This is a genomic window from Pseudomonas sp. B21-048 (assembly GCF_024748615.1).
Lineage (GTDB): Bacteria > Pseudomonadota > Gammaproteobacteria > Pseudomonadales > Pseudomonadaceae > Aquipseudomonas.
The window spans coordinates 2,976,851-3,002,304 of the sequence record NZ_CP087168.1 but is presented as its reverse complement, the minus strand read 5'-3'; the positions used below and the strand labels follow the sequence as shown (position 1 = coordinate 3,002,304).

Here is a 25,454-nt window from a genome sequence, read left to right as displayed (position 1 = left end):
CGTGGGAATGCCGCCCTGGACGCTCTGCGTCCGCCGCTGTGACGCAGAGCGTCACTGGATGCATTCCCACGCAGAGCGTGGGAATGATCTCGGCCAAGGCGTTCTCTAGTATTAACAGGAGTTTCAAATGGCGAAGAAACCCAGGTCAGCCACCTTCATCAAGGACCCGCTCTGGTACAAGGATGCGGTGATCTACCAGGTTCACGTTAAGTCTTTTTTCGACTCCAACAACGACGGGATCGGCGACTTTCCCGGCCTTATCGCCAAGCTCGATTACATTGCCGACTTGGGTGTCAATACCATCTGGCTATTGCCGTTCTACCCTTCGCCACGGCGCGACGACGGTTACGACATCGCCGAATACCGTGGCGTGCATGCCGACTACGGCACTCTGGCCGATGCCAAACGCTTCATTTCCGAGGCCCACAAACGTGGCCTGCGGGTAATCACCGAGCTGGTCATCAATCACACCTCGGACCAGCACCCATGGTTCCAGCGCGCGCGCAAGGCCAAGCCCGGTTCGGCGGCCCGAGACTTCTATGTCTGGTCCGATAACGATCAGAAATACGACGGCACCCGCATCATCTTTCTCGACACCGAAAAGTCCAACTGGACCTGGGATCCGGTGGCCGGTCAGTACTTCTGGCACCGTTTCTATTCCCACCAGCCAGACCTGAATTTCGACAACCCGCAGGTAATGAAAGCGGTACTGTCGGTGATGCGTTACTGGCTCGACATGGGCATCGACGGGCTGCGGCTGGACGCGATCCCGTACCTGATCGAGCGCGACGGCACCAACAATGAAAACCTGCCCGAGACCCACGACGTCCTCAAGCAGATCCGTGCCGAGATCGACGCCAATTACCCCGACCGCATGCTGTTGGCCGAGGCCAATCAGTGGCCGGAAGACACGCAGCTGTACTTCGGTGACACCGACGCCAAGGGCTTGAACGGCGACGAATGCCACATGGCCTTTCACTTCCCGTTGATGCCGCGCATGTACATGGCGCTGGCTCAGGAAGATCGCTTCCCGATCACCGATATTTTACGCCAGACCCCGGAAATCCCGGCCAATTGCCAGTGGGCGATTTTCCTGCGCAACCACGATGAGCTGACCCTGGAAATGGTCACCGACCGGGAGCGCGATTACCTGTGGAATTACTACGCCGCCGACCGCCGGGCACGGATCAACCTGGGTATTCGCCGGCGTCTGGCGCCGTTGCTGGAGCGTGATCGCCGCCGCGTGGAACTGCTCAACAGCCTGCTGCTGTCGATGCCCGGCACGCCGACCCTGTATTACGGCGACGAAATCGGCATGGGCGACAACATCTACCTCGGCGACCGCGACGGTGTGCGCACGCCGATGCAGTGGTCGATCGACCGCAACGGCGGTTTTTCCCGCGCCGACCCGGCCAGCCTGGTGCTGCCGCCGATCATGGACCCGCTCTATGGCTACCTGTCGGTCAACGTCGAAACCCAGGCCGGTGACCCCCATTCGTTGTTGAACTGGAACCGACGTATGCTCGCGGTGCGCAAGCAGTCCAAGGCCTTCGGTCGCGGCACGTTGAAAATGCTCTCGCCGAGCAATCGACGGATTCTGGCGTATACCCGCGAATTCACCGGCGCGGACGGCAAGCACGAGATCATTCTGTGTGTGGCCAACGTGTCCCGTAGTGCGCAAGCGGTGGAGCTGGATCTGTCGGCTTATGTCGGCATGGTCCCGGTGGAGATGCTCGGCGGCAATGCGTTTCCGCCTATCGGCCAGCTGACTTTCCTGCTGACGCTGGCGCCTTACGGTTTCTATTGGTTCGGGCTGGCGGCGGAAAACCAGATGCCGAGCTGGCACGTGGAGCCGGCGCAAAGCCTGCCGGACTTCACCACCCTGGTGCTGAAGAAACGCATGGAAGAGCTGCTCGAAGCGCCGTCCCGCCATACCCTGGAACAGGGCATCCTGCCGAACTGGTTGCAGAATCGCCGCTGGTACGCCGGCAAAGACGGAGTCATCGACAACGTCAACCTCGCTTACGGCGTGCGTTTCGGCGACCCGCAGCATCCGGTGTTGTTGGGTGAAATCGACGTCACCAGCGGCGGTCAGACCAGCCGTTACCAATTGCCGTTTGGTTTTATTTCCGAGGAACAGGTGGGTGCGGCCTTGCCTCAGCAATTGGCGCTGGCCAGGGTCCGGCGTGGGCGTCAGGTCGGTTTGATCACCGACGCCTTCAGTCTGGATAGCTTTGTTCATGCGGTGTTACAGAGCATGCAGGCCGGGATGCTGTTGTCATCGGATGGCGGCGAGATCCGCTTCGAGCCTACCGACGAACTGGCCAGACTTGGCCTGACGGCCGAGTCGGAGGTGCGGTACCTGTCCGCCGAGCAATCCAACAGTTCGGTGGTGATCGGCAGCAGCCTGGTGCTGAAACTGATCCGCAAGGTCGCGTCTGGGGTGCACCCGGAACTGGAAATGAGTGCGTACCTGACCCATGCCGGTTTCCAGAATATTTCGCCGCTGCTGGGGGCGGTGATTCGTCGCGACGCGGCGGGCGAGGACACGCTGTTGATGATCGCCCAAGGCTATTTGAGTAATCAGGGCGATGCGTGGGAGTGGACCCAGAATAACCTCGAACGGGCACTGCGCGATGAACTCGCTGATGCCGTGTCGGAACAGGAGCAGCACTACAACGCCCTCGGCGAGCTGAAGGATTTTGCCGGCATGCTCGGCCAACGCCTGGGGGAAATGCATGAGGTGTTGGCCGCCCCGAGCGCCAACCCGGACTTTGCCCCACAGATCACCACCCAGAAAGATGCCCTGGCCTCGGCCAAAGATGTGGCGGCGCAACTGGAGTATGCCCTGAAGTTGCTCAAGCAGCATTCAACTGAACTGAACGCCGTGGATCAGGCCTTGGTCAGTCGCTTGCTGGACAACAAAAAAGCCATCCTGAGCCATGTTCAGGACCTGGGTAAACAGGCTGTTGGGGGCCTGCGCATTCGCGTCCATGGTGACTTGCACCTGGGACAGGTGCTGGTGATCAAGGGCGATGCCTACCTGATCGATTTCGAAGGTGAACCGGCGCGGCCGCTGCATGAGCGTCGGGGCAAGCACAGCCCTTATAAAGATGTCAGCGGCGTGTTGCGCTCCTTCGATTACGCCGCGGCGATGACGATCAACGTGCATAACGTCGATAACACCGCCGCCGCCCAAGAGGCGCGTCAACGGGTTGCCGAGCGTTATCTGAAAGAGGCAAGGCAAGCATTTGTCGACGCTTATCGGTTGGCGGCAGCTAGTCTTGCTCATGCATGGCAAGATCCTGAAGGCGAGGACGCCGCGCTGGCGTTGTTCAGTCTGGAGAAGGCAGCTTATGAAGTGGCCTATGAGGCTGAAAATCGCCCCACCTGGCTGCCCGTGCCGTTGCACGGTCTGTACGGGTTATTGAGTGGGCTTAAACCCTTTTCCGATCTTGGTGGAGAGTAGTCATGAGTATCTCGAACAAGGAACAGGGGCACGTTAAAGAGGCGCTGCTGCCCAGGGCGCGGGATATCGACGCATTAGTACGCGCTGAGCATCGGGATCCCTTCGCAATTCTCGGCCCGCACGGCGATGGCGCTGGCGGGCAATTCATTCGAGCCTATCTACCGGACGCTTTGAGCGTGCAGGTGGTGGACAAAGAATCCGGGGAAGAGCTCGGCAGCCTTGAGACCACCCAAACCCCGGGGCTGTTCGTCGGGCACTTCGAGCGGTCCCGACCCTACCTGTTGCGAACCCGCTGGGCCGGTGGCGAGCAACTCGCCGAGGACCCTTACAGCTTTGGCCCGTTACTCGGCGAGATGGACTTGTACCTGTTCGCCGAGGGCAATCACCGCGACCTGAGCAGCTGCCTCGGCGCGCAGTTGAAGACGGTCGATGGGGTGGATGGCGTGCGCTTCGCCGTGTGGGCGCCGAACGCCAAAAGGGTCTCGGTGGTTGGCGATTTCAACGTCTGGGACGGTCGCCGCCATCCGATGCGCCTGCGTCACCCTACCGGTGTCTGGGAGTTGTTCATTCCGCGCTTGCAAGCGGGGGAGCTCTACAAATACGAGATCCTTGGTGCCCACGGCATTCTGCCGCTCAAGGCCGACCCGATGGCGCTCGCCACCGCACTGCCGCCGGACACCGCCTCAAAAGTCGCCTCGCCGCTGAAAAACGACTGGCACGACCACGCCTGGATGCAGTCGCGCGGCGAGCGTCAGCGAACCAGTGCACCGCTGTCGATTTACGAGTTGCACGCCGGTTCCTGGCAATGCGAGCTGGATGACCTGGGCGAAGTCGCCCGTCAGTACACCTGGCCCGAGTTGGCCGAGCGGCTGATTCCTTACGTGAAGGAGCTGGGTTTCACCCACATCGAACTGATGCCGATCATGGAGCATCCGTTCGGTGGCTCCTGGGGTTATCAACTGCTGTCGCAATTCGCCCCGAGCGCCCGTTACGGCACGCCGGATGACTTCGCCGTGTTCGTCAATGCCTGTCACCAGGCCGAGATTGGCGTGATCCTCGATTGGGTGCCGGCGCATTTCCCCACCGATACCCACGGCCTGGCGCAATTCGACGGGACCGCGTTGTATGAATACGGCAACCCGCAGGAAGGTTTTCACCAGGACTGGGACACGCTGATCTACAACCTGGGCCGCACCGAGGTGCACGGCTACATGCTGGCATCGGCGCTGCATTGGCTCCGGCATTTCCACGTCGATGGCCTGCGTGTGGACGCAGTGGCGTCGATGCTGTACCGCGATTACTCGCGCAAGGCCGGCGAATGGGTGCCCAATCGTCACGGCGGACGGGAGAATCTGGAGGCCATTGATTTTGTCCGCCATCTCAACGATGTGGTGGCCCTGGAAACGCCTGGTGCGCTGATAATTGCCGAAGAATCCACGGCGTGGCCGGGGGTCAGCCAAAGCACGCAACAGGGCGGGCTGGGTTTTGCCTATAAATGGAACATGGGCTGGATGCACGACTCGCTGCATTACATTCAGCAGGATCCGGTGTATCGCGCCCATCATCACAACGAGCTGAGTTTCGGCCTGGTGTATGCCTGGTCCGAGCGCTTCATCCTGCCGATTTCCCACGACGAAGTGGTGCATGGCAAGCATTCGTTGATCGACAAGATGCCCGGCGACCGCTGGCAGAAGTTTGCCAACCTGCGAGCTTACCTGAGTTTCATGTGGACGCATCCCGGCAAAAAACTGCTGTTCATGGGCTGCGAGTTCGGCCAGTGGCGGGAGTGGAATCACGATCAGCAGCTGGATTGGTATTTACTGCAATACCCGGAACACCAGGGTGTGCGCAAACTGGTTGGTGACCTGAATCGGTTGTATCGCGAAGAGCCGGCACTGCACGATCAGGACGATGCGCCGCAAGGCTTTCAGTGGTTGATTGGCGACGATGCGGTCAACAGCGTTTATGCCTGGCTGCGCTGGAGCAAGGACGGGCGACCGGTGCTGGTGGTGGCCAACTTCACCCCGGTACCGCGTCAGTCCTACCGCGTCGGCGTACCGTTCGCGGGGCGCTGGGTCGAATTGCTCAACAGCGATGCCGACACCTATGCCGGGTCCAATTACGGCAACGGTGGCGGGGCGTTCACCGACGAAGAACCGAGCCATGGCCAGGCCCTCTCACTGGTGTTGAACCTGCCGCCGTTGGGTGTGTTGATTTTGCGTCCGGAGGGTTAGGGTTCTGATCGTTCCCACGCTTTGCGTGGGAATGCAGCCCGGGACGCTCCGCGTCCCAAGAGCAGACGCAGAGCGTCCAATGAGGCATTCCTTTGCTGCGCGTGGGAACGATCATCGGCCAGGCTTTACCACCGCATCCGCACCCCAAGGCTGCCAATCAACCCGTTCAAATCATTGTCATCCACATCACTGCTGTAATCGGCGCTGATATACAGGCTGACCAAAGGCGTCACTTTGGCCACCAAACCCAGACCCACATCCACCGTCGATGAATTACGACTGCTGCTGATTTTGTCGACCTGATCCAGGCTCACGGTATTGCCGGTGTACACCGTGTGCCACACGTTGGTCCGCACATACGGTTCGACGGGCAAGCCGTTAATATCGTAACTGCCTTTCAAGCGTGCACCGACCCGACCGCTCCAGGATGTCAAGTCGCTGGATGACGCATTACCAGAACCGGCATACGGCGTATCCAGCGTAATGCGTTGATTGATCAATTGCGCCTGGGGTTCGATCACCCAGTTATTACCCAGACCAATCGGGAAACCACCTTCCACCGACAACGTCACGGCGCTGCCTTCGGTGGCTTGTCGCGCGCCTTGGTCATTGCGGCTGTAACCGTTGACTCGGCCACCGCTGGCCGACAAGTCCACGTGCCAGCCTTGCGGGCCGGTCAGGCTCCAGTAGGCGCCGAGACTCTGGCCTTGAAGGTTGAGCGTGTCATGGTCGGGATCGGCGAGGGCGCGACTGGTCAGCAGGCCGTTGTCATTGCCCTGGAATTGGGTGGTGCCGCCGATCAGTCCGACCCGTTGGGTATGGCCGCTATTGCTTTGTACGGTCAGCAGCGCCGGGCCTTTGAATTCGCCGACGCCGGGGATAGAAGAACCCTGGGCCAGAGAGTCGGTTTGGGCCTGCCGTGAGGTCTTTCCGTAGACGTGGTCCCAGGCTGAAGGCGAGGCATCTTCAACCGTCAGGCGTGAGCTTTGTAAGTCTGGATTGACGCGTAAGCGGCCGGGATACGTGGCGGAGGCGGTGGGCAAGGTGAGGGTCGGCAGTGCCTGGTTGTACCAGAGAGTTGGTTCGTCCTCGGCAGGCGAGGCCTGCACCTCCATGGATGAGCACAGCAGGAGTGAACCCGTGACTGTACAAAAAGTGATTTTGATCTCTTGGGGGGTGAATGACGTTTTCATGGGGGTCTACCTTGCAATCGCATGTGTATCTCGCTGTGGCGTCTCTCCTACCCCGAATGAGGGGCGACCGAATGGATTGAGGCAAGGTCAGACCCGCCCGTTTTTACAGGAGTCTGGAGGCTTGCCCTCGATGGATTTCCGGGGGTAGTAATGAGTAGCTAAGAAGATCGACGAGGCTGCGTCAAGAAAATGGCCGATAAATGGTATTGCTATTTTATGGCGTGTAAGTGGCTGATATTTGGCGTGTATCTAAGTTGTTGTTTGTGCGATGAATCATTCTGAAAGGTGCGGGCCAGACGGGTTGGGTAGCGGGCTATCAGTCAGCCGATGGAGGGTCGGTGCAATATTGATGAGCGAATTCATCCTGTTATTGCTGTCATTTTTTCTGTTGCTATCGGCAGTGCCTGACGCCTGCCGATTGACGCCGTTACAGGCGCACCTCCACCGCCAGCGGCAAATGGTCCGACAGATGCGTCCAGGGTTTGTGACCGAGTATTCGCGGTTCATGACTGGTTGCGTTACGCAGGTAGATCCGGTCCAGGCGCAGCAGGGGAAAACGCGCGGGGTAAGTTTTTGCGGGTCGGCCGTGGTGGCGCTCGAAGGCTTCGTGCAGATAATCACGACGGGCAAGTGCAGCATTACCTTGCAGTTGCCAGTCGTTAAAGTCGCCGGCAATGATCACCGGGGCATCATCGGGCAGCGATTCGAGCAGCAAGCAGAGCAATTGCAACTGGAGTTGCCGATGGCTTTCCAACAGGCTCAGGTGCACGCAAATAGCATGTACTTCGGCATGGCCCGGCACGTCCAGCACACAGTGCAGTAACCCGCGCCGCTCGGGGCCGGTGATCGAGACATCGAGGTTGCGAAATTCGCGGATCGGGTACTTCGACAGCAGGGCATTGCCGTGATGGCCGTCAGGGTAGACCGCGTTACGACCGTAAGCGAAATCGCTCCACATGCTGTCGGCCAGGAACTCGTATTGCGAGGTCCGCGGCCAATCGTTGTAACGGGAAGAATGCCGGTCGTGCTCACCGACCACTTCTTGCAGAAACACCAGGTCCGCCGCCGTGCTGCGTACCGCTTCACGCAGTTCAGGGAGAATAAAACGCCGATTCAGGGCGGTGAAGCCTTTGTGGGTGTTGACCGTCAGCACCCTCAGTCGATGAATCGCCGTAGGCGTGTTCGATAGCACTGATTCGACGGCCTGTCGTTCGGCATCGCGGGTCACGTTCACTCCTTTGAATCAGGGCGGATGTAATGCATGCGACTGATGCACGGGCGAGCAGTTCAACGTGATTTGTGGCCGACTTCCTTTCACTCGTCTTCCACACGTTGCAATTCAAACAGCAGCAGCGAACGGCCGGTGACCGAATACTCATGACCGAACTCGAAGCGTTCCTGGCCACGAATCGAGGGTTGATGGGTATCGATCATGCAGGTCCAGAAACCGCCGTCAGGCACTTCCGGCAGGAGGAAATTGACGATGTCATGGTGAGCGTTGACGACCATCAGCAGAGTCGCGTCGGCGCCCTTGCGGCGAATACCGGTTTCCTGGGCGCGGCCATCGAGCAGGATGCCCAGGCAGCGACCATGGGCTTCTTCCCATTGTTCAGTGGACATTTCGCTGCCATCCGGGGCCAGCCAAGTCACGTCCTTGACGCCGATGTCTTCGTTGTAATTGCCCACCAGAAAGCGCCCGCGACGCAGGATCGGATAGGCCAGGCGCAATTTGATCAGGCGCTTGACGAATTTGAGCAGGGCCTTGCCATCTTCGCTCAGGTCCCAATTGACCCAACCGATCTCGCTGTCCTGGCAATAGGCATTGTTGTTGCCTTCCTGGGTGCGGGCGAACTCGTCGCCGGCCACCAGCATCGGCGTGCCCTGGGACAGCAGCAACGTGGCGAAAAAATTACGCATTTGTCGCTGGCGCAGCGCATTGATCTCGGGATCGTCGGTGGGGCCTTCGACGCCGTGGTTCCACGACAGGTTGTTGTTGCTGCCGTCTTGATTGTTCTCGTCGTTGGCTTCGTTGTGCTTGTCGTTGTACGACACCAGATCGTTGAGCGTGAAACCGTCATGGGCGGTGATGAAGTTCACCGAGGCATACGGACGCCGGCCACGCTGGTTGAACATCTCCCCGGACGCGGTCATGCGGTTGGCGAAGTCGGCGAGCTGGCCGTCGTCGCCTTTCCAGAATGCGCGCACGGTGTCGCGGAACTTGTCGTTCCACTCGACCCACCCTGGCGGGAAGTTCCCGACCTGATAACCGCCGGGGCCACAGTCCCAGGATTCGGCAATCATCTTTACCTGGCGCAGCACCGGGTCTTGACGGCAGGCCACGAGAAAGCTGTGACGCTCATCGAAACCGTCGTGGTAACGGCCAAGAATGGTCGCCAGGTCAAAACGGAAACCGTCCACGTGCATTTCCGTGGCCCAGTAACGCAGCGAGTCGGTGACCATTTGCAGCACGCACGGGTGACTCAGGTCCAGGGTGTTACCGGTCCCGGAATCGTTGATGTAGTAGCGCTTGTCGTCGGGCATCAAGCGGTAGTAAGAGGCGTTGTCGATGCCGCGCATCGACAGGGTCGGGCCTTGTTCGTTGCCCTCGGCTGTGTGGTTGTAGACCACGTCGAGGATCACTTCCAGATTGGCCTCGTGCAGGTGCGCGACCATCTCCTTGAACTCGGCGATCTTGCCGCTGGCCAGGTAGCGTGGGTCCGGGGCAAAGAACGCGATGCTGTTGTAACCCCAGTAATTGGTCATGCCTTTGTGCAGCAGATGCTGGTCATTGACGAAGGCATGAATCGGTAGCAGTTCCACGGTCGACACGCCGAGCTTGCGGATGTGTTCGAGCACGTCATCGACCATCAACCCGGCGAAGGTGCCACGCAGGTTCTCGGGGACGGAGGGGTGACGCATGCTGAGGCCGCGTACGTGTGTTTCATAAATGATCGTTTTATCCCACGGCACGCTGACACGATGGTCATGACCCCAGGTGTGAGCCGGGTCGATCACTTTGCATTTGGGTACGAAGGGCGCGCTGTCCCGTTCATCGAAACTGAGGTCCGCGTCAGGGTGGCCGATGGTGTAGCCGAACAACGCTTCGGACCATTTCAATCGACCGACCAATTGCTTGGCGTAGGGATCGATCAGCAGCTTGTTGGGGTTGAAACGATGACCGTTGGCCGGGTCGTAAGGACCGTACACGCGATAGCCGTAGATCAACCCCGGGTGGGCGTCGGGCAAATAGCCGTGATAGATCTCGTCGGTGTATTCCGGTAACTCGATACGCTCGAGTTCCACCTCGCCGGAATCGTCGAAGATGCACAGTTCGACCTTGGTCGCGTTAGCCGAAAACAGCGCAAAATTAACCCCCAGGCCATCCCAGGTCGCGCCTAGCGGGAAGGGCAAGCCTTCACGGATTCGCGAGGCCTCGGTACGAGGTTCGGGCGCGGTTTTCTTTGGACTGCTCATAGTTGCTCCTGCATGGGGGCATTATTGGACTAATGCCGGTCAGCTGTGGCGAGGGAGCAAGCTCCCTCGCCACAAATCAAACGGGGCAAGGCGATCAAGCGTCAGGTCGTTGGCGGTTTACGCGCGGCGCGAGGCTTTTTTATCGTGGTTTTTTCTCCTGGCGGGATCACTGTCGAAGCGGCGGCGGGTTTGGCTTTGGGCTTGGTTTTAGCTTTGAGTGCGGGTTCGATGTCTTTGGCATTGACCAGCTTGCCGTCGGGCTTGCCGAGTGCAGACTTGGTGCCGACGCGTTTGCTGCCGGTCGCTTTCGATGACTTGCCGGGAGCCAGTGCTTCGGCTTCGGCCAGTTTGCAGGCCATCTCCCAATGGCGTTTTTCCTGGCCCACGGGTTTCCCTTCGGACTCCCAGATTTGATAGGCAAATTCGCGGATGCGTTTATCGTCGGTACTCATCGCAATGCTCCTGAACTGAACTCAAGCTTGGGTCGTTTGGATAAAGAGATTGACCGGGAAATTCCCCAGCGCGGCGCTGACCATCAGTTCCCTGTGTTTTGTGACTGCGACGCTTGCAAAAAGTCCCTTCAGATTTTCTTCAGGCGCAGTGAACGGTAACTTGACCCGTGTATCGCCCCAGAGCGGCGCGTCAATCTGTGGTTCGGCACTGTTTTCCAGCAGTTCGGCACAGCGTATCGGTACGATCACGACAGCCCGTTTTCCCTGCCATTCGCGAGCAAATGCCAGTACCCGGTGAGCCTGGCTGCCGAGGACTTCAAGGGCTTGATAAATCCCTTTTTGAAACAGCCCGGTATGCTCGGCACGCCGGTTTAACGTCTGGGTGATCAGGGTTTGCTTGATGCGCCCGTCACGCCAGTTCACCAACAGATCGGGCAGGTCCAATCGTACGTGCATGGCCTGCTGACGGCTGACGTAATCCACCGGCCGGCGGTTGTCCGGATCGACCAGCGTGAAGTCCCAGAACTCGTTGCCCTGATAAAGATCCGGTACCCCCGGCACGGTCATTCGCAGCAAGGTTTGCGCCAAACCATTCAACGCACCCGGGACGGCGATGCTCTGCGCAGCCGCACCGAGGGCCGTGCGCAGTGGCTGGCCTTCGGGGCTGAGCAGCAGACGTAGGAGAAACCTATGGGTCGCCTGCTCATACCCCTCATTCGGCGCGCTCCAGCTGCTTTGCAACTTGGCTTCGCGCAGGGCTTTGCGTTGCCACTGCCAGAGGCGCTGGGCGTAGTTCTCGAGCGCCACCCGATCATCGCTGCGTAGCTCCAGCGGCCAACTGCCGAGGATCGCTTGATAAAGGATCAGCTCGTCACCCGCCGAAGGCGCGCCGGGTTCAGTGCGCAATTCATCGGCCAGGGTTCGCCAGTGTTCGACCTGTTCGGCGTACCAGGCGCTGCGCTCGCTCAATACCGCCAGCCGCGCACGGGTGTCCTCGCCGCGTTTGTGGTCGTGGGTCGCGGTGGCCAGCAGGTTGTCGGGGAATTCGGCGAGACGATTGACGCAGGCCGCGTGGAAGTCGCAAACCGGCGCACTGAACTGCTCGGTGTTGTAGCCGACATCGTTGCGCGACAGCAGCACCGCCGAGCGATAAAGCGCGGTGTCTTCCACCGCCTTGGCCGCCGCCGGTGAAGTCAGTTGCTGGAAGCGCACGCACGCATGCTTGAGCAGTTTGCGTGGGAGGCCCACCGGGTGTTTGCGCCAGGGTTGGCCACCGAGCCAGCCGGCCAGGCAGTCGAGCACCGGCCAATCGGCCTCGCCAAGGGTTTGCCTTGCACCGTCCATGGCCTGCTGGAAAAACACTTCGTCCTGAGCGGCGCGGCCCAGCGGGCTGATGTAAGTGCGATACACCGGAAAGTGTACGATCAGTTCCTGCAAGGCCCGACGAATCGCTCCGAGGGTCAGGTCCCGTGTCATCAAGTCGTCTCGGGCCACTTGCAACAGGGCGTGGGCGACACTTTCGAAATCCCCGGCCAAGGAGCCGTTGAGAATCTGCTGGCGCGCCAGTTGTGCTTCCTGATGGAAATCGGCGGGTCGCTCACTGTGCCGGCTCCAGAGTTCACACAGGGTCTGGGCGCCTTCGGGGTCGTGTTGCAGCAACGACAACTGGTTCATGAATTCGTAACCGGTGCTGCCATCGACGGACCAGTCGCGGTGCAGGGTTTCGCCTTCGCCGAGGATCTTCTCGACGTAGATCGGCAGGTGCCGCTGCGGTGCCAGTCTATCGACTCGGCGGCGTAATTTGCGGCAGTAACCACGCGGGTCGGCGAGACCGTCGATGTGGTCGATGCGCAGCCCGTCGACAAGACCCTCGGCCACCAGCTCGAAGATTTTTGCATGGGTCGCCTCGAACACTGCCGGGCGTTCGACGCGCAGGCCGCCCAGTTCATTGATATCAAAAAAACGCCGCCAGTTGATGTCGTCCGCCGCGGTGCGCCAACTGGCCAGGCGATAACTCTGGCGCTCCAGCAGGCTATGCAGGCGCTGGAAACCCTCGGGGGTGAGTGAGTCATAAGTGCCGAGGGTGTGCTGGATGGCGTGAAGAATCGCCGGATCGCCGGCCAGTTCATGCAACTCGGTTTTTAGCGGAACTGCCAAGCTGTGCACGTCAGTCTGATAACTCAAGGTATTGAAACGGTCTGCCAGGGATTTGAGCTGCTCGACCTGCTCGGCATTCAACTGATCATCTGCCTTGAGCAGTTCGCCGTAGTTCGTCGGGCAAATCGGGAAGTGATGTTCGTAGTGCTCGACATAAAAGGCGCCGCGCCGGGCATCGAAACACAAGGGCAGGGTGCCGTCCTGCAAGGCGATGCCGTAATCGCTGGCCAAAAAAGGCAGCAGCAATTGGCCCTCCATCAACGGGTCGGGCGAGTGCCATTGAATGTCGAAGAACTCGCCGTAAGGGCTCAGTCGCCCCCATTCCAGCAAATCGAGCCACCAGGGGTTGTCGCCACCGCCAACGGCCATGTGATTGGAGACGATGTCGAGGATCAGCCCCATGTTCTGTTCGCGCAACGCAGCGACTAAACGGCGCAAGGCAGCTTCACCGCCCAGTTCCGGGTTGACGGTGGTCGGGTCCACCACGTCATAGCCATGCATGGACCCCGCGCGGGCGGCGAGCAGCGGCGAGGCATAGACATGGCTGATGCCCAGGCTGGCGAAGTACGGCACCAACGGCACCGCCTGATCCAGGGTGAAACCTTTATGAAACTGCAGCCGCAGGGTCGCCCGTAGCGGCTGGATGAACGGGTGATTCATTGGTCACGCTCGGCCGCCTGAAGTCGCGCACAGGCGAGCAGTTCCAGGCGCCGGGCGGCGTCCGGATCATCGAGCAGGGCTTGGCTGTCGCCAGGCAGCCTGCGCGACCAGTTGGGATGGGTGTCGGTGGTGCCGGGCAGGTTGGCCTGCTGTTCGATACCCAAGGCATCTTCCATTGGCAGCAATACCAGCGGCGCGCGGGTATGGCCGAGGAAGCGGATCGCGGCGTCGAGCACCTGATCGGTTTCGTGGGACTCTTCGCGGAAATTCTGCGGGTCCTGGCTCAGCACCCGGCGTAGACCTTCGCGCTCGCGCTCACGGTGTTGGCGCCATTCGATTTCACCCGGTGCATCGACCAGATTCAAGCGCGCGCTCCAATCGATATCGCGGCCATGCCACCAGCCATTGAGCGTCGGCAGGTCGTGGGTGCTGGTGGTGGCCAGGGCGTTGTCCGGCCAGTCGAGAATCGGCTTGAAGTGAGTATTGTCCTGTTCGAACAGCAGCACGCGCATGCCGAGAATCGAGCGCGCGATGAGTTTCTCGCGCAACCCCTCGGGCACGGTGCCGAGGTCTTCGCCGAGGACGATGGCCTGATGTCGATGGGATTCGAGGCTCAGCAAACGCAGCAGGTCGTCCACCGGGTAATAGAGGTAGGCACCGTCGCTGGGTTGCGCGTCGTTGGGGATCACCCACAGTCGTTGCAGGCCCATGACGTGATCGATGCGCAGGCCCCCGGCATGGGCGAAGTTGGCCCGTAGCATTTCGATGAATGCGCGAAAGCCGTTGCGCACCAGGCCTTCGGGGGAGAACGCGGAAATGCCCCAGCCCTGGCCGGCACGGTTGAGGATATCGGGTGGCGCACCCACGGTCAGTGAAGCGAGCAATTCGTCTTGGCGACTCCAGGCCTGGCTGCCGCCGCCGTCAGCACCCACCGCCAGATCCGCGATCAGGCCGATGCCCATGCCAGCACTGCGGGCGGCGGCTTGGGCGCGCTCCAGGCTGCGCGCAATCAGCCATTGGCAGAATGCGTAGTAGCCGATGCGGGACGAGTTTTCCTCGGCAAAATGTGCCAAGGCAGTGCTTCGCGGGTCACGCCACTGTTCGGGCCACTCGCGCCAGTCAAGGCTTTCACCGCGAAGGGCACGGGCTTCCTGGATCGCTTCGAAGCGGCAATGATTTTCCAGCGCTTCGCCACCGGCGTGGCGGAAGCTGCTGAAGTCCGGGTGCAAGGGGTGTTCGCCGTGGGTGAATCCTTCATACAAGGCTTCGAGCAAGCGGTGCTTGGCTTCGGCGGCGGTGGGCCAGTCGATCAGTTGCAGTGCTTCGAGGTGCTTGAGCTCAGCGGCGAGGCCGGTGGCGTCGATCGCGGTGCGCAGGGCTCGCTCACCGAGAATCGCACCGGGCGCCGCGTACAGGCTATTGAGGAATAAACGGCTGGACGGCGAGTAAGGGCTGTAACGCTGGGTGTCGCCGCTGAACATCGCATGCAGCGGGCTGATCGCCAACGCTTCGGCGCCCCGTTCGCCGGCCACCCGGGCCAGATCTTCGAGGGCCTGGGTATCGCCGAAACCGCCATCGCCGGGACGGCGCAGCGCGTACAACTGGACACTCAGGCCCCAGGCGCGCGGGTTTTGACTGTCAACCGCGTCGCCGACGCTGTAGCAGCGCTGGGGTGCCACCGCCAGGGTGAAGGATTGATCGTCGATGCTCACATGCTGATAACCCACGGGCACCAGCCCGGGCAATACAGCGTTGTCATCGAGCTTCAAGTTAATCCGTGAGCCGTCTTCGAGATGGATCTCACACGGGGTTTGCGGTTCGAAGTAGTGGGCCAGGTCAAGGCCGACGCCCACGTCGCAGGTCAGCAGTGGCGGCAGGTGCCGGGTTTGTTGCACCTCCTGCAGTTGCAGCAGGCTGGCGTCGATCTCCTGGGCAGTATTGGCAGGATGGCCAAGTCGGCTGAGCACCGAGCGCAACACCGCCGGGGTGACTTTCTGTGGACGACCATTGGCGTCGATCCAGTCGACAGCCAAGCCTGCTCGGCTGGCCAGTATTTCCAGTTGCGCATTGCTCATGGGCGCTCTCCATTCGGGGGTAGCAAAGGGGCTGCGGCCGTGAGGCTGACGAGCGCGCAATACGGGGCAAGCATGCCCTGATTCAACAGACCGGCCGATTGTGGCGGGTGTTCGAACAGCAATCTCGCATCGGCCTGTAGGGTGTGGACCACGGGCGCATCGCGCAGGTTCAGGTCAATGCGCAACTGACTGCCATCGCCCAGTCGCCAGCGCGCCGTCACCGCGCCTTCGGCCAGCACCTGCGCACCCAGCGCGCGGGCGCCGGGCAGGTGCGCGATGATGTGTCGGTGGCGGATCTGCAGCAGTTGGCGATACAGGTCGTAAATGGCCGGATGCTGGGTGGAGGTCAATTTCGGCCGTGACGCCTCGAAGGTCTGCGTCGCGTTCGGGTCAGGAATCTGCTCGCGTTTGTGCGGGTCGGCAAAGGCGTTGAACGCCGCAAACTCATTGCGCCGTCCTTCGCGCACCAATTCCGCCAATTCACCGTGGTGGCTGGTGAAGAACAGAAACGGTTGCTCGGCGGAGAATTCGTCGCCCATGAACATCAGCGGGATCATCGGCGACAACAGCAGCAACGCGGTAGCGGCGGAAAGGGCATCAGGATGGGCCAGCTGATGCAGGCGCTCGCCAAAGGCGCGATTGCCAATCTGGTCGTGGTTCTGCAGAAAAAGCACGAAGGCCGTGGGCGGCAAGTGACCGCTCGGCTCACCTCGCGGCGTACCGTGGCGGGTGATGTGGCCCTGAAACACGAAGCCCTGGCTCAGGCAACGGGCGAGCTGTTCGGTGGGCTGCTCGGCATAGTCGGCGTAATAGGCATCGGTTTCACCCGTGAGCAGAACGTGCAGGGCGTTATGGCCGTCGTCGTTCCACTGCGCATCGAAACCTTGCTCCAGCAGGCTGGCCTGGTTGTGCTCGTTTTCCGCCATGAGCCACACGTGCCGCGCCGGATCGGTTTGCCGGCGAACCCGTTGCGCCAGCTCCTGAAGGAAGTCCGGGTCTTCGATGGCGTGCACCGCGTCCAGGCGCAGGCCGTCGAAGCGGTACTCCAGCAACCACATCAACGCGTTGTCGATAAAGAAGTCGCGCACCTCGCGCCGCCGGAAGTCGATCGCCGCGCCCCACGGGGTGTGTTTGTCTTCGCGGAAAAAGCCTTTGGCGTAGCGATGCAGGTAATTGCCGTCGGGGCCGAAGTGGTTGTAGACCACGTCCAGAATCACCGCCAAACCATGGCCGTGGGCCGTGTCGATCAGGTGTTTGAGTTGTTCGGGCGAGCCGTAGGAGGCTTGAGGCGCGTAAAGCAAAACTCCGTCATAGCCCCAGTTACGCTCGCCGGGGAACTGCGCCAGCGGCATCAGTTCGATGGCGGTAATACCCAGCTCGACCAAACGCGCAAGATGCTGCTCGACCTCGCTGAAGCCGCCGAGTGCACCGACGTGCAGTTCGTAGATCACCGCCTCATGCCATGGCCGACCCTGCCAGGCGCTGTGTTGCCACCGATAGGCGAGGGGATCGATCACTACGCTGTGGCTGTCGATATCGCCCGCCTGGGCGCGGGAGGCCGGGTCCGGCACCGTAAGCTCGCCATCGATGTTGTAGCGGTAGCGGGTACCCGCGGGGCAGCGGGTCTTGATCACGTACCAGCCATCGGCCTGAGGCAATAGCGGCAGGGATTGTCCATCTTCCAGTTCGAGACTGACGAAAAACGCATCGGGCGCCCACAAGGCAAAACGCGTGTGTTCTGCGTCCAGCATGATTGCGCCGTGGGGCCAGGTCTCAAGGGTCCGTAACGGCATCGTTGAAAGCCTCTTACTGTTTGCCCGATTTTCCCAGCGCTTTAGCCACCAGTTGTTCGTAGAGTTCGGCGTAGGGTTCGACGGCCTTGCACCAGTTGAAAGGCGCCGCCATGGCTCGGCAACGCATCGCGTTGAGCAGCCCGGGGAAGGCGAACACCTTGAACGCGCGGCTCAGGGCTTCGCGATAACTCTCCACCGTGGATTCGTCGAAGAGGAAACCGGTCACGCCATTTTCAATGGTGTCGGCCAGGCCACCGGTATTGCGCGCCACCGGTAATGAACCGAAGCGCTGGGCGTACATCTGGCTCAGGCCGCAGGGTTCGTAACGCGAAGGCATCAGCAGGAAGTCACTGCCGGCGAACATCCGGCGAGCGTCAGTTTCATTGAAGCCGATGTGCACGCCAATTTGGCCGGGGAAGCGCAACGCCAGCTCACGCATGGCTTGTTCTTCTTCCGGTTCGCCACGGCCGATGATCGCGATCTGTCCGCCGTTGGCGACAATGTATTCGGCCACCGCTTCGGTCAGGTCCAGGCCTTTCTGGTAGACCAGCCGCGAGACCACGGCGAACAGCGGACCTTCAGAGTCTTCGAGGTTGAACAGTCGGCGAACGTGCGCCGCGTTGACCGCTTTACCGTCCCAGTCGCCGATGCCGAATGGGCGGAACAGGTGCAAGTCGGTGGCCGCGTCCCAGCTTTCATCAATGCCATTGGGAATCCCGCTGAGCAGACCTTGCTGGGTCTTGGCGGCGAGAAAACCGTCGAGGCCGCAGCCGAAGGCTGGCGTAGTGATTTCCTGGGCATAGGTGGCGCTGACGGTGGTGATGTGGCTCGAGTAGGCCATGCCGGCCTTGAGGAACGACATCTTGCCGTAAAACTCCATGCCTTCCTGCTGCAAGGCATGGGTGGGAATACCGAGTTCCGGGCACGAGCCGAGGCTGATGACGCCCTGATACGCCAGATTGTGGATGGTGAACAGGGTCGGGGTGCGTTGGCCACGCCAGTGCATATAGGCCGGTGCCAGGCCAGCGGGCCAATCATGGGCATGCACCAGGTCGGGGCACCAGTGAATTTGGGCGAGGTTGGCGGCGATATCGGCCGCCGCGAGGCCCAGCCGGGCGAAACGAATATGGTTGTCCGGCCAGTCGCGGCCGTTGTTGGCGCCGTAAGGCGAACCTTCGCGTTCGTACAGTTCAGGGCAAATCAACACGTAAATGACCAGGCCGTCGGGCAAGTCCATGCGCCCGATCTTGCAGGGCGGCAATGCGGCGTGCCCGCCCAGTTCACCGATGACATGAATCGGGTTTTCGCTGTTCATCACTTGCGGATAGCCGGGGATCAGCACCCGGACATCGTGCAGATGCGCCATGGCCCGCGGCAGTGCGGCGGACACATCGCCCAGGCCACCGGTCTTTACCAGATCGGCAATTTCCGAGGTGACAAACAGGACTTTTTTCTTGTTGGGATTCTGGCTGACTACCGGGGCCAGCGTCTTGGGGGTCGGCATATTGACCGATTTGGCACTGAGGACACCGACGGTGCTCGTTTCCCCGACCTGCTGAGCACGTTCTCCCTGAATGTCTAACGCCGCACTGATCATATGAATCTCCCGTGTTGTTGATCTGATTTTCAGGCCTGGCACAAACGGTGTTCGGGGCCAAATCCTGTGGCCGGGCGCAAACGCGCTACGCATCGGTGAGCAAGTGCTGCCCATGCGCTGAAGCAGAATGGGTGAAGTGGCTGTTGCAAGGAATGCACCAATCGCTGTGGCCCTACCTTTACCTGACACGAGGCCAACACCAAAAGTTTCGATTATTTTCACCGAATGACCAGCCGGTTTTACTCCGCGAAATCAGTCTAGGCCAGAACCTGGAGGAGGACCGCTCAACCGGGTAAATTGTTCGACAATCGGTTCAGAGAGAGTACAAATCTGGAGGCTTTGGGGGAGACGCACCGACGAAGGGCGTGTTTGTTTTTTTGCGTGGGTCAAATCAAGACTGGAAAGTCACGATAATCGGGCGTGATGGGACGTTGGTTGCACCATTGCGGTGCGGCGATCCGACTTGCCCGCGAAGAACGATAACGCGGTCTCAGCCCAGCAGCCGAACCGGCCGGCTCTGCAGGATCGTTCAATCCATCCAGCCCAGCGTGGCCAGGGCAAGCGCACCATAGCGGGCGCCCTTGGCGAGTGTCACGATCATCAGGAAACGCCCCAGTGGCTCGCGCATGACGCCAGCCACTAGCGTCAGTGGATCGCCGATGATGGGCACCCAGCTTAGTAGCAACGACCAATGACCGTAGCGCTGATAGTGTGTTTGGGCTCGCTGAAGATGGCGAGGGTTGACCGGAAACCAGCGCCGTTCGCGAAACCGTTCGATGCCGCGCCCCAGCCACCAGTTCAGCAGCGACCCCAGCACGTTGCCCAGCGTTGCGACTGCCAGCAGCGACCAGAGCCAATACTGGTCGTGGAGCAACAGCCCCGCCAGAACCGCTTCGGACTGCAATGGCAGCAGCGTTGCGGCACCGAATGCCGCGAGAAACAGTCCGATGTAGGCACCGAACATCAATGGGCGGGGTAGTCCGCCACTACCACCTCAGTGCCGTCCTTTTTCAGGCCGATCACTTGGTAGGCATCGCTCATGCCGTCCATTTCCATGCCGGGCGAGCCCATGGGCATACCAGGGGCGGCAACACCCAACAGGTCGTCACGCTTGCTCAAGGCCAGTACTTGATCGGCTGGCACGTGGCCTTCGACGAATTTTCCGTTGATCACGGCAGTGTGGCAGGACGCGAGGCGAGGTGGCACGCCGTGTTGTTGCTTGAATTGGCTCATGTCGGCTTCGACGTGGTCTTCAACTTTGAAACCATTGGCCTCCAGATGACTGACCCATTTCTTGCAGCAGCCGCAATTGGCGTCGCGGTGAACTTCGATGGGAATCAGATCCGCGGCCTGGGTCAGGGAGGAGATGAAGAGGGCGCTCAGGGCGACCAGACGCAGGTGGGTTCGCATGGGAGTCTCGTCTCGGGTTGTGGCCAAAAAGATGCATTTTTGACCATTTTCTCTCGCGAAGAGGAGGTGGATTGTTTCGAAGTAATACAGCATGAGTAAAGAATTTGTGGCGAGGGAGCTCGTCGGATCGCCTCGCCACAGGGAGGGCATTCCAGCCTGTTGCAATCAACGAACCTTGAAACGTCCTATGATCGCGCTTACCCGGCTATTGGCTTCCAGCAGTTGCTGAGTATTGAGCTCACTGGCCTGACAGGCGTTCTGCGCGACGCTGCCTGCATTTGCGTTTTGCTGTAAGTCGTCATGCAGCCGTTGCATGTGCGCGCAGTGCAGGTTGAGGGATCGAGACTGGACGCCTCGATGAAACAGGGCGAACCAGCCATTATCACCTGGCGTGGGCATCAAGCCGGTGAAGGCGAAGCCCAGAGCTGAAAAACTGTGCATGTCCCGGGCGAAGTGTCGGGACAGTTCCAGTCTTGCCGAGATCAGCCAGTGCCTGGGAAGTTGTCTGATCTGCTCAAGCAAACGTCTGTTCCAACGCTGAATGACAATATCGAACCGATGCTGCTGTTGCTTTATTTGCAAGGGCATCGCGGGCCGTGATGCCTTGTCTTGCTGGGTTCCAAACACCGAACACAAGTGCTGCATGAACGTCCGGCAGCTTGCGGGCCAAGAGATGTCGGGGAGCGGGCGCGCGTGTCCGTCAATCATGTGACAGCCCATCACGATGGTTTCCGGAAGTGGTTCGGCGAATGGCGAAGGGACAAAATCGGGAAGCAGTCCAGTGCTGTGGAAGCCGATTTTTCCTGCCATGCGTTGAGTGTAGGGATGGTGGGTTACTTGCTTGATCGAGATGCTCTTGAGTCCCAGGGCGTCTGATTTCATCAGTAATTCCTGGCCAAGACGAGTCGCGATGCTCTGCCCCTGCGCGGCGGGATGCACCACGCTGAGAGCCAACTCCGCGGTATTCGACGGGATATCGCGGCACAACGCGGCGTGCCCGAGAACGTCTGCGCCGTCCACTGCCAGCATTGATTGCCAGCGACCCTCGGTGTTGTGTTGACTGATCATATTCGGCAGGTAGACATCCGGTTGAACGTAATGACCGCCGTAGACCTCTTGAAACAACCGGGTCACGGCATGTGCATCGGAAGGGCGGTAGGGTCGAACAATCAACCGGGTCATCACACGGGCTCCCGTGGGGGAACGTCATACACTCGTAGATCCAACACGCGCAGTTGTTTACCTGAACGAGGGTGAAGCTTCAGGTCGGTGGCTGCGCAGGTCAGTACCCGCAACTCCAGCAGACCCTCGCGGCTCAGGTCGTCGATGGTGGGGTAGTGGGCAATCAGCGCTTCACGCAATGCACGGAGCAGCGGCTCGACGGTTTGTAACTGAGGTTCGGGCACCCACTTCACGCTCAACAGATCCTTGGGGCCGGTCTGTTCGATCAGCAATTGCCATTGCTCGCTGTGCGCTACGCGCTGAACGATTTCGTGTATTTCTTCGGTAAACAGTGACAGCACACCTACTCGTACCCGCTGACTGTGGGCGCTGCGCCCCTTGAGGGCGAATTTACGCATTGGGGTTGCAGTCGATTCACGCCAACACGCACGGTCGCCTACCGGGTAACGCAGCAGCGGCATGAGCCGACGTGTCAGGTTGGTCAGTACCAACAATCCGATGCGATCGCACTCTTCAATCACTTCACCGGTGTGCTCATCGATAATTTCCAGCAAGGTTTGCTGTTCGAATACACGATGCTCGCCCAATGCACAGTCGCGATCGCTGGCGCCTATGAGTCCGGCGTCCACACTGGCATAGCCGATAGAGGCGATACGAGCGTTGGGGAATACTTCGCCGAGGATTGCCAGTTGCGGGGCAAACAGGCTTTCGCCGCCATACAGCAGCGTCTCGACCCCGCACAGCACACGCCGATGCTGCGTCAGGTAGGCCGCGAATCGCAGTAACTGTGCGGGCACCCCGGCCAGAACGTTGATCCGATATCGCGTGATCGCATCCGCCAGTACATCCAGCTCGATGTCTCCGGTAAACGGAAACTCACAAACGGATCGTCCGACATGGGCCAGGGAATCGTGGACAAACAGAAAACTGGCGTAGAGATCCCCTGAAAAGAACAGATTGGCGATGCGGTCGCCATTATTCAATTGAGAAGTGAGACTGTTTCCGAATGTACTGACCAGTGTTTGCCATTCCTCGTAGGCGTAAACCGCCAGTTTGCCCTGACTGGTCGAACCTCCGGTTTTAAACACCAGCGCATCATCGACGTTTCCCGTCAAGACCGGCCAATGACTCAAATCATTGCTGCCGGTCCAATAGTCGGCCACATGGGTTAACGGTAAATCTCTTAAAGTAATACCTGTGGTGGGTAAATATTTCAGATGCTCGCTGTAGTAGTTTGAGTGTTGTCGTACAAAAGACACGAGTTGTTCGAGCGAATGACTGGATTTCACTGGATTCTCTTTTCTAATCAGGCTTTTTTTGGTTTGAAAAACACGGTCGTTGAAACGTTTTATTTTTATATTCTTTGATCGATAATCAGTGAGACTTTGCCGCTGTGTTTGTTTCGTATGAATTCATGTTCAGCGCATGCCGTTACTTCTACAACCAACAATGCCGCGGCTACGGCATTTGCCAATGCTTCATGGGTCAGCAATTTTTCTCGTACCCAAGTGGTATCTGCGTCCGCTCTAACTTGCATTCGTTCTACGCCACTGGCGGTGTAGTCCAGAACAACTTGAATGGGGACGCCTACGCTGTGTTCCAGCGCCGAAGGTGAAATGAACTCCGTACCAATTCGCACCAGCTTGCCGTGCCGCTGCAGCAGTTCGAATCGCGGGGTTTCCAGTCCGCAAGGGCAGGTTCCGGGGAGCCAGCGGCCGGTGTCGCCGATGTCATATCGGTGAACGCGTTGACCTTGCCGGGCGCGGGAGGTAAATAGCAGACGGCCGATCTCATTGACCTGTACTGGGGCATCCTGTTCGAACTGAACGATCTCCAGATACTGGGTTTCGCACATCAAGTGAAACACGCCGTCTGCCATAGCCCGGCAGGCATGACCCAGTGGGCCTGCATCGACGGATCCATAGAGAGCAGAACGAATCGTCGACACTCCGCAACTTTCCATCAGGCGTCGACTGGCCTCCCCCGGATGCTCGCCGCCAAGGAGCACTTTGCCGATACCGGCATAGTCGCGAAGTCGGGCCTGCTCTTTGAAAAACAGGCGATGCAGCGTACTGGGCATGCCAATCAGCACGGTGACACGTTGCTCCACGATCAGTCGGACGATTTCGCTGAAGTCGTCGTCCTGGTGAGCCCCCATAGGCAAATGTGCAACGCCCATCTGTTCAAGAATGCTCGAAAAGCTGAAAAAGCCACCGTACAGGTTCCCGCTATAGAACAGGTTCATCACCCGGTCCTGTGACGGATCAAGCCCGACAGCAAACATGCCATCAGCCGCGGCGCGCATTTGTCGTTGAAAGTCTTGGTAGCTGAAACCTGCCAGGGCCGGGGTGCCGCTGCTACCGCCGGAGCGGAAGTACAGTTGTGCCGTGGGGCTGATCGGCTGGGTCATGAAGGTGGCTTTGTCCATGATCGGGCCGCGGGCTGTGTCAGGGGCAGGCGGCACCGGGTCAAGCGTTGAGCGGCCAATCGAGACATCAGAAGCCAGGCTCACTGAGAGGCGGCGACTCAGACGCGACAGCGCATAAACACCATCGTGAGGCTCGCCAGCGTAGCCATCATGAATCGTCTCGCAAGGTGCAATACGAGTGACGCCAGCGTTGACCAATGTACGAACTAACTCGGGCGTTTCTGCAGGGGGGGCTATCAGCGCGCAGCTTTGCAGGACGGTGCGCCAGGGCAACAGTGATTCGGCGAGCAGGTGCTGTGGGACTGGCTTGAGCAGCACTGTGCGAAAGAGCGGCGATGGCGCGAGCGTCTGATGATGTTCCCAGATGACACGCCATCCGGGGCCGGTCCACACCTGACCGGTCTGATGGGTAAAGCACTGATCAAGCTGCGCCATGGCAGTGCGTGTGGTGATTTCCGAAGCTTCCTGGTCTGTCGGTACCAGCGCTGGCCACTGTTGGGCGCGACGTTTGAAGGCTTCGGCCAGACGCTCTCCGAGGTCGTGCAGGACCGCCGGATCGTTGCTGTCCACCAACACCCATTGAGGGCTGGAGCACGCTTGTTGATCCAGGCGACAAACTTCATCTACCAAGGCATCGAGCGCTGCAGGATCCGCCGCTTCAGGTGACAGATAGGCGAAGCTGATCTTGTGCCCCCAATCGATCCAGCGGCACCCCGAAGGAATCTGCTGACGAATCGCCTTGAGCGCGGCTTCACCACCCCAGGCCGATACGCCGTCTGCCGTGGCGCAAAGTTGAGCGATCTGTGAGGTGCCAACCGGTAGAACTGCTACGAATTCGGCCAGTCTGCCGCTGCTGTCGCATTGCACAAAGGCGGCGAGCAACTGCGCGGTCAACCCCTGATCACTGGCACTGGGACGCAACCAGTTGATATTGCCGGCCAGCAGACTTTCGAGTATTGCGCAGAACGCCAGTAACGGCGCATTGCCGGGGGTGATATGCACCACCAACCCTAATGGATGCCAGCTCTCGAAACATGGCTGTCGATAGTCGATACGTCGCAGCGAACGCGGTTGCAGGCCCAGCTCTCGCTCAAGTTTTGTGTCCAGGTTGCTGCGCTGGCAAAAATCGATCAGCCCCTGGCATTGCTCGTCGTCGAGGGACAGACCCAGGTCACGAGATTGCAACTTCGTGGCAAAGCGAGCGGCAGACTCGATAACGGTCTCACTATCGATCGGTGAAGAAAGCAGCCGAGACAATGGTTTCTGAAGGAGTTTGAGGGCGCTTTCCGGGGTGACGTCATCACGCAACTGGCCATTGATCAGATACATA

At 59.9% G+C, this 25,454-nt stretch carries 15 protein-coding genes; 2 read left to right on the top strand and 13 right to left on the bottom strand.

The genetic code is table 11. The annotated features are described in order from the left end of the window. Positions 1–127 precede the first annotated feature (127 nt). Positions 128–3,469, top strand: a complete 3,342-nt coding sequence (gene treS / locus LOY56_RS14175) for a maltose alpha-D-glucosyltransferase (RefSeq protein WP_258614884.1) — start codon at positions 128–130, stop codon at positions 3,467–3,469. Between the two features lie 2 nt (positions 3,470–3,471). After that, positions 3,472–5,703: a 1,4-alpha-glucan branching protein GlgB gene (glgB, locus tag LOY56_RS14170; protein ID WP_258614883.1), complete on the top strand. Its 2,232-nt coding sequence runs from the start codon at positions 3,472–3,474 to the stop codon at positions 5,701–5,703. 125 nt (positions 5,704–5,828) lie between these two features. Here glgB and LOY56_RS14165 read toward each other — a convergent pair whose 3' ends face one another. The 13 genes from LOY56_RS14165 to LOY56_RS14105 all read right to left on the bottom strand — a co-directional run bounded on the left by LOY56_RS14165 (position 5,829) and on the right by LOY56_RS14105 (position 25,453). Then, positions 5,829–6,896, bottom strand: coding sequence for an autotransporter outer membrane beta-barrel domain-containing protein (locus LOY56_RS14165; protein ID WP_258614882.1), 1,068 nt, complete (start codon positions 6,894–6,896; stop codon positions 5,829–5,831). 427 nt (positions 6,897–7,323) lie between these two features. Further along, positions 7,324–8,124, bottom strand: a complete 801-nt coding sequence (locus tag LOY56_RS14160) for an endonuclease/exonuclease/phosphatase family protein (RefSeq protein ID WP_258614880.1) — start codon at positions 8,122–8,124, stop codon at positions 7,324–7,326. A gap of 86 nt (positions 8,125–8,210) precedes the next feature. Then, the gene (glgX, locus tag LOY56_RS14155; RefSeq protein WP_258614878.1) at positions 8,211–10,370 is read right to left on the bottom strand and encodes a glycogen debranching protein GlgX; all 2,160 of its coding nucleotides are present in this window, start codon (positions 10,368–10,370) and stop codon (positions 8,211–8,213) included. A gap of 101 nt (positions 10,371–10,471) precedes the next feature. Beyond that, a complete protein-coding gene (locus LOY56_RS14150) occupies positions 10,472–10,822 on the bottom strand; it encodes a DUF2934 domain-containing protein (RefSeq protein ID WP_258614875.1) in 351 nt (116 codons plus the stop codon). 21 nt (positions 10,823–10,843) lie between these two features. Further along, complete coding sequence (locus LOY56_RS14145) at positions 10,844–13,639, bottom strand: malto-oligosyltrehalose synthase (protein WP_258614874.1); 2,796 nt, start codon at positions 13,637–13,639, stop codon at positions 10,844–10,846. Further along, entirely contained in the window at positions 13,636–15,714 is a 2,079-nt protein-coding gene (gene malQ, locus LOY56_RS14140) for a 4-alpha-glucanotransferase (protein ID WP_258614872.1), read from the bottom strand. Before malQ ends, LOY56_RS14145 begins: the two co-directional genes overlap by 4 nt. After that, positions 15,711–17,507 (bottom strand): malto-oligosyltrehalose trehalohydrolase, encoded by a 1,797-nt coding sequence (gene treZ, locus LOY56_RS14135; protein WP_258614871.1) that lies wholly within the window; start codon positions 17,505–17,507, stop codon positions 15,711–15,713. The genes malQ and treZ overlap by 4 nt, the downstream gene beginning before the upstream one ends. A 13-nt stretch (positions 17,508–17,520) precedes the next feature. After that, positions 17,521–19,104 carry a glycogen synthase GlgA gene (glgA, locus tag LOY56_RS14130; protein ID WP_258614870.1) on the bottom strand — a complete coding sequence of 528 codons (1,584 nt, stop codon included), beginning with the start codon at positions 19,102–19,104 and terminating at the stop codon, positions 17,521–17,523. Positions 19,105–19,633: 529 nt separating this feature from the next. Next, positions 19,634–20,068, bottom strand: coding sequence for a YqaA family protein (locus tag LOY56_RS14125; RefSeq protein WP_258614868.1), 435 nt, complete (start codon positions 20,066–20,068; stop codon positions 19,634–19,636). Next, positions 20,068–20,514 (bottom strand): DUF411 domain-containing protein, encoded by a 447-nt coding sequence (locus LOY56_RS14120; protein ID WP_258614867.1) that lies wholly within the window; start codon positions 20,512–20,514, stop codon positions 20,068–20,070. The genes LOY56_RS14125 and LOY56_RS14120 overlap by 1 nt, the downstream gene beginning before the upstream one ends. 165 nt (positions 20,515–20,679) lie before the next feature. Beyond that, entirely contained in the window at positions 20,680–21,696 is a 1,017-nt protein-coding gene (locus LOY56_RS14115; protein ID WP_258614865.1) for a GNAT family N-acetyltransferase, read from the bottom strand. Further along, complete coding sequence (locus LOY56_RS14110; protein ID WP_408980334.1) at positions 21,696–22,985, bottom strand: phenylacetate--CoA ligase family protein; 1,290 nt, start codon at positions 22,983–22,985, stop codon at positions 21,696–21,698. Before LOY56_RS14110 ends, LOY56_RS14115 begins: the two co-directional genes overlap by 1 nt. A gap of 65 nt (positions 22,986–23,050) precedes the next feature. Next, the gene (locus LOY56_RS14105; RefSeq protein ID WP_258614860.1) at positions 23,051–25,453 is read right to left on the bottom strand and encodes an aldehyde dehydrogenase family protein; all 2,403 of its coding nucleotides are present in this window, start codon (positions 25,451–25,453) and stop codon (positions 23,051–23,053) included. Between the last annotated feature and the right edge of the window lies 1 nt (position 25,454).

Excerpts from the sequence above, each read along its gene's own strand:
- treZ (WP_258614871.1), bottom strand. The coding sequence starts at position 17,507 with ATGCCGTTACGGACCCTTGAGACCTGGCCCCACGGCGCAATCATGCTG.
- LOY56_RS14150 (WP_258614875.1), bottom strand. The coding sequence starts at position 10,822 with ATGAGTACCGACGATAAACGCATCCGCGAATTTGCCTATCAAATCTGG.
- LOY56_RS14125 (WP_258614868.1), bottom strand. The coding sequence starts at position 20,068 with ATGTTCGGTGCCTACATCGGACTGTTTCTCGCGGCATTCGGTGCCGCA.
- glgB (WP_258614883.1), top strand. The coding sequence starts at position 3,472 with ATGAGTATCTCGAACAAGGAACAGGGGCACGTTAAAGAGGCGCTGCTG.
- malQ (WP_258614872.1), bottom strand. The coding sequence starts at position 15,714 with ATGAGCAATGCGCAACTGGAAATACTGGCCAGCCGAGCAGGCTTGGCT.
- LOY56_RS14165 (WP_258614882.1), bottom strand. The coding sequence starts at position 6,896 with ATGAAAACGTCATTCACCCCCCAAGAGATCAAAATCACTTTTTGTACA.
- glgA (WP_258614870.1), bottom strand. The coding sequence starts at position 19,104 with ATGATCAGTGCGGCGTTAGACATTCAGGGAGAACGTGCTCAGCAGGTC.
- treS (WP_258614884.1), top strand. The coding sequence starts at position 128 with ATGGCGAAGAAACCCAGGTCAGCCACCTTCATCAAGGACCCGCTCTGG.
- LOY56_RS14120 (WP_258614867.1), bottom strand. The coding sequence starts at position 20,514 with ATGCGAACCCACCTGCGTCTGGTCGCCCTGAGCGCCCTCTTCATCTCC.
- glgX (WP_258614878.1), bottom strand. The coding sequence starts at position 10,370 with ATGAGCAGTCCAAAGAAAACCGCGCCCGAACCTCGTACCGAGGCCTCG.
- LOY56_RS14105 (WP_258614860.1), bottom strand. The coding sequence starts at position 25,453 with ATGTATCTGATCAATGGCCAGTTGCGTGATGACGTCACCCCGGAAAGC.
- LOY56_RS14115 (WP_258614865.1), bottom strand. The coding sequence starts at position 21,696 with ATGACCCGGTTGATTGTTCGACCCTACCGCCCTTCCGATGCACATGCC.
- LOY56_RS14145 (WP_258614874.1), bottom strand. The coding sequence starts at position 13,639 with ATGAATCACCCGTTCATCCAGCCGCTACGGGCGACCCTGCGGCTGCAG.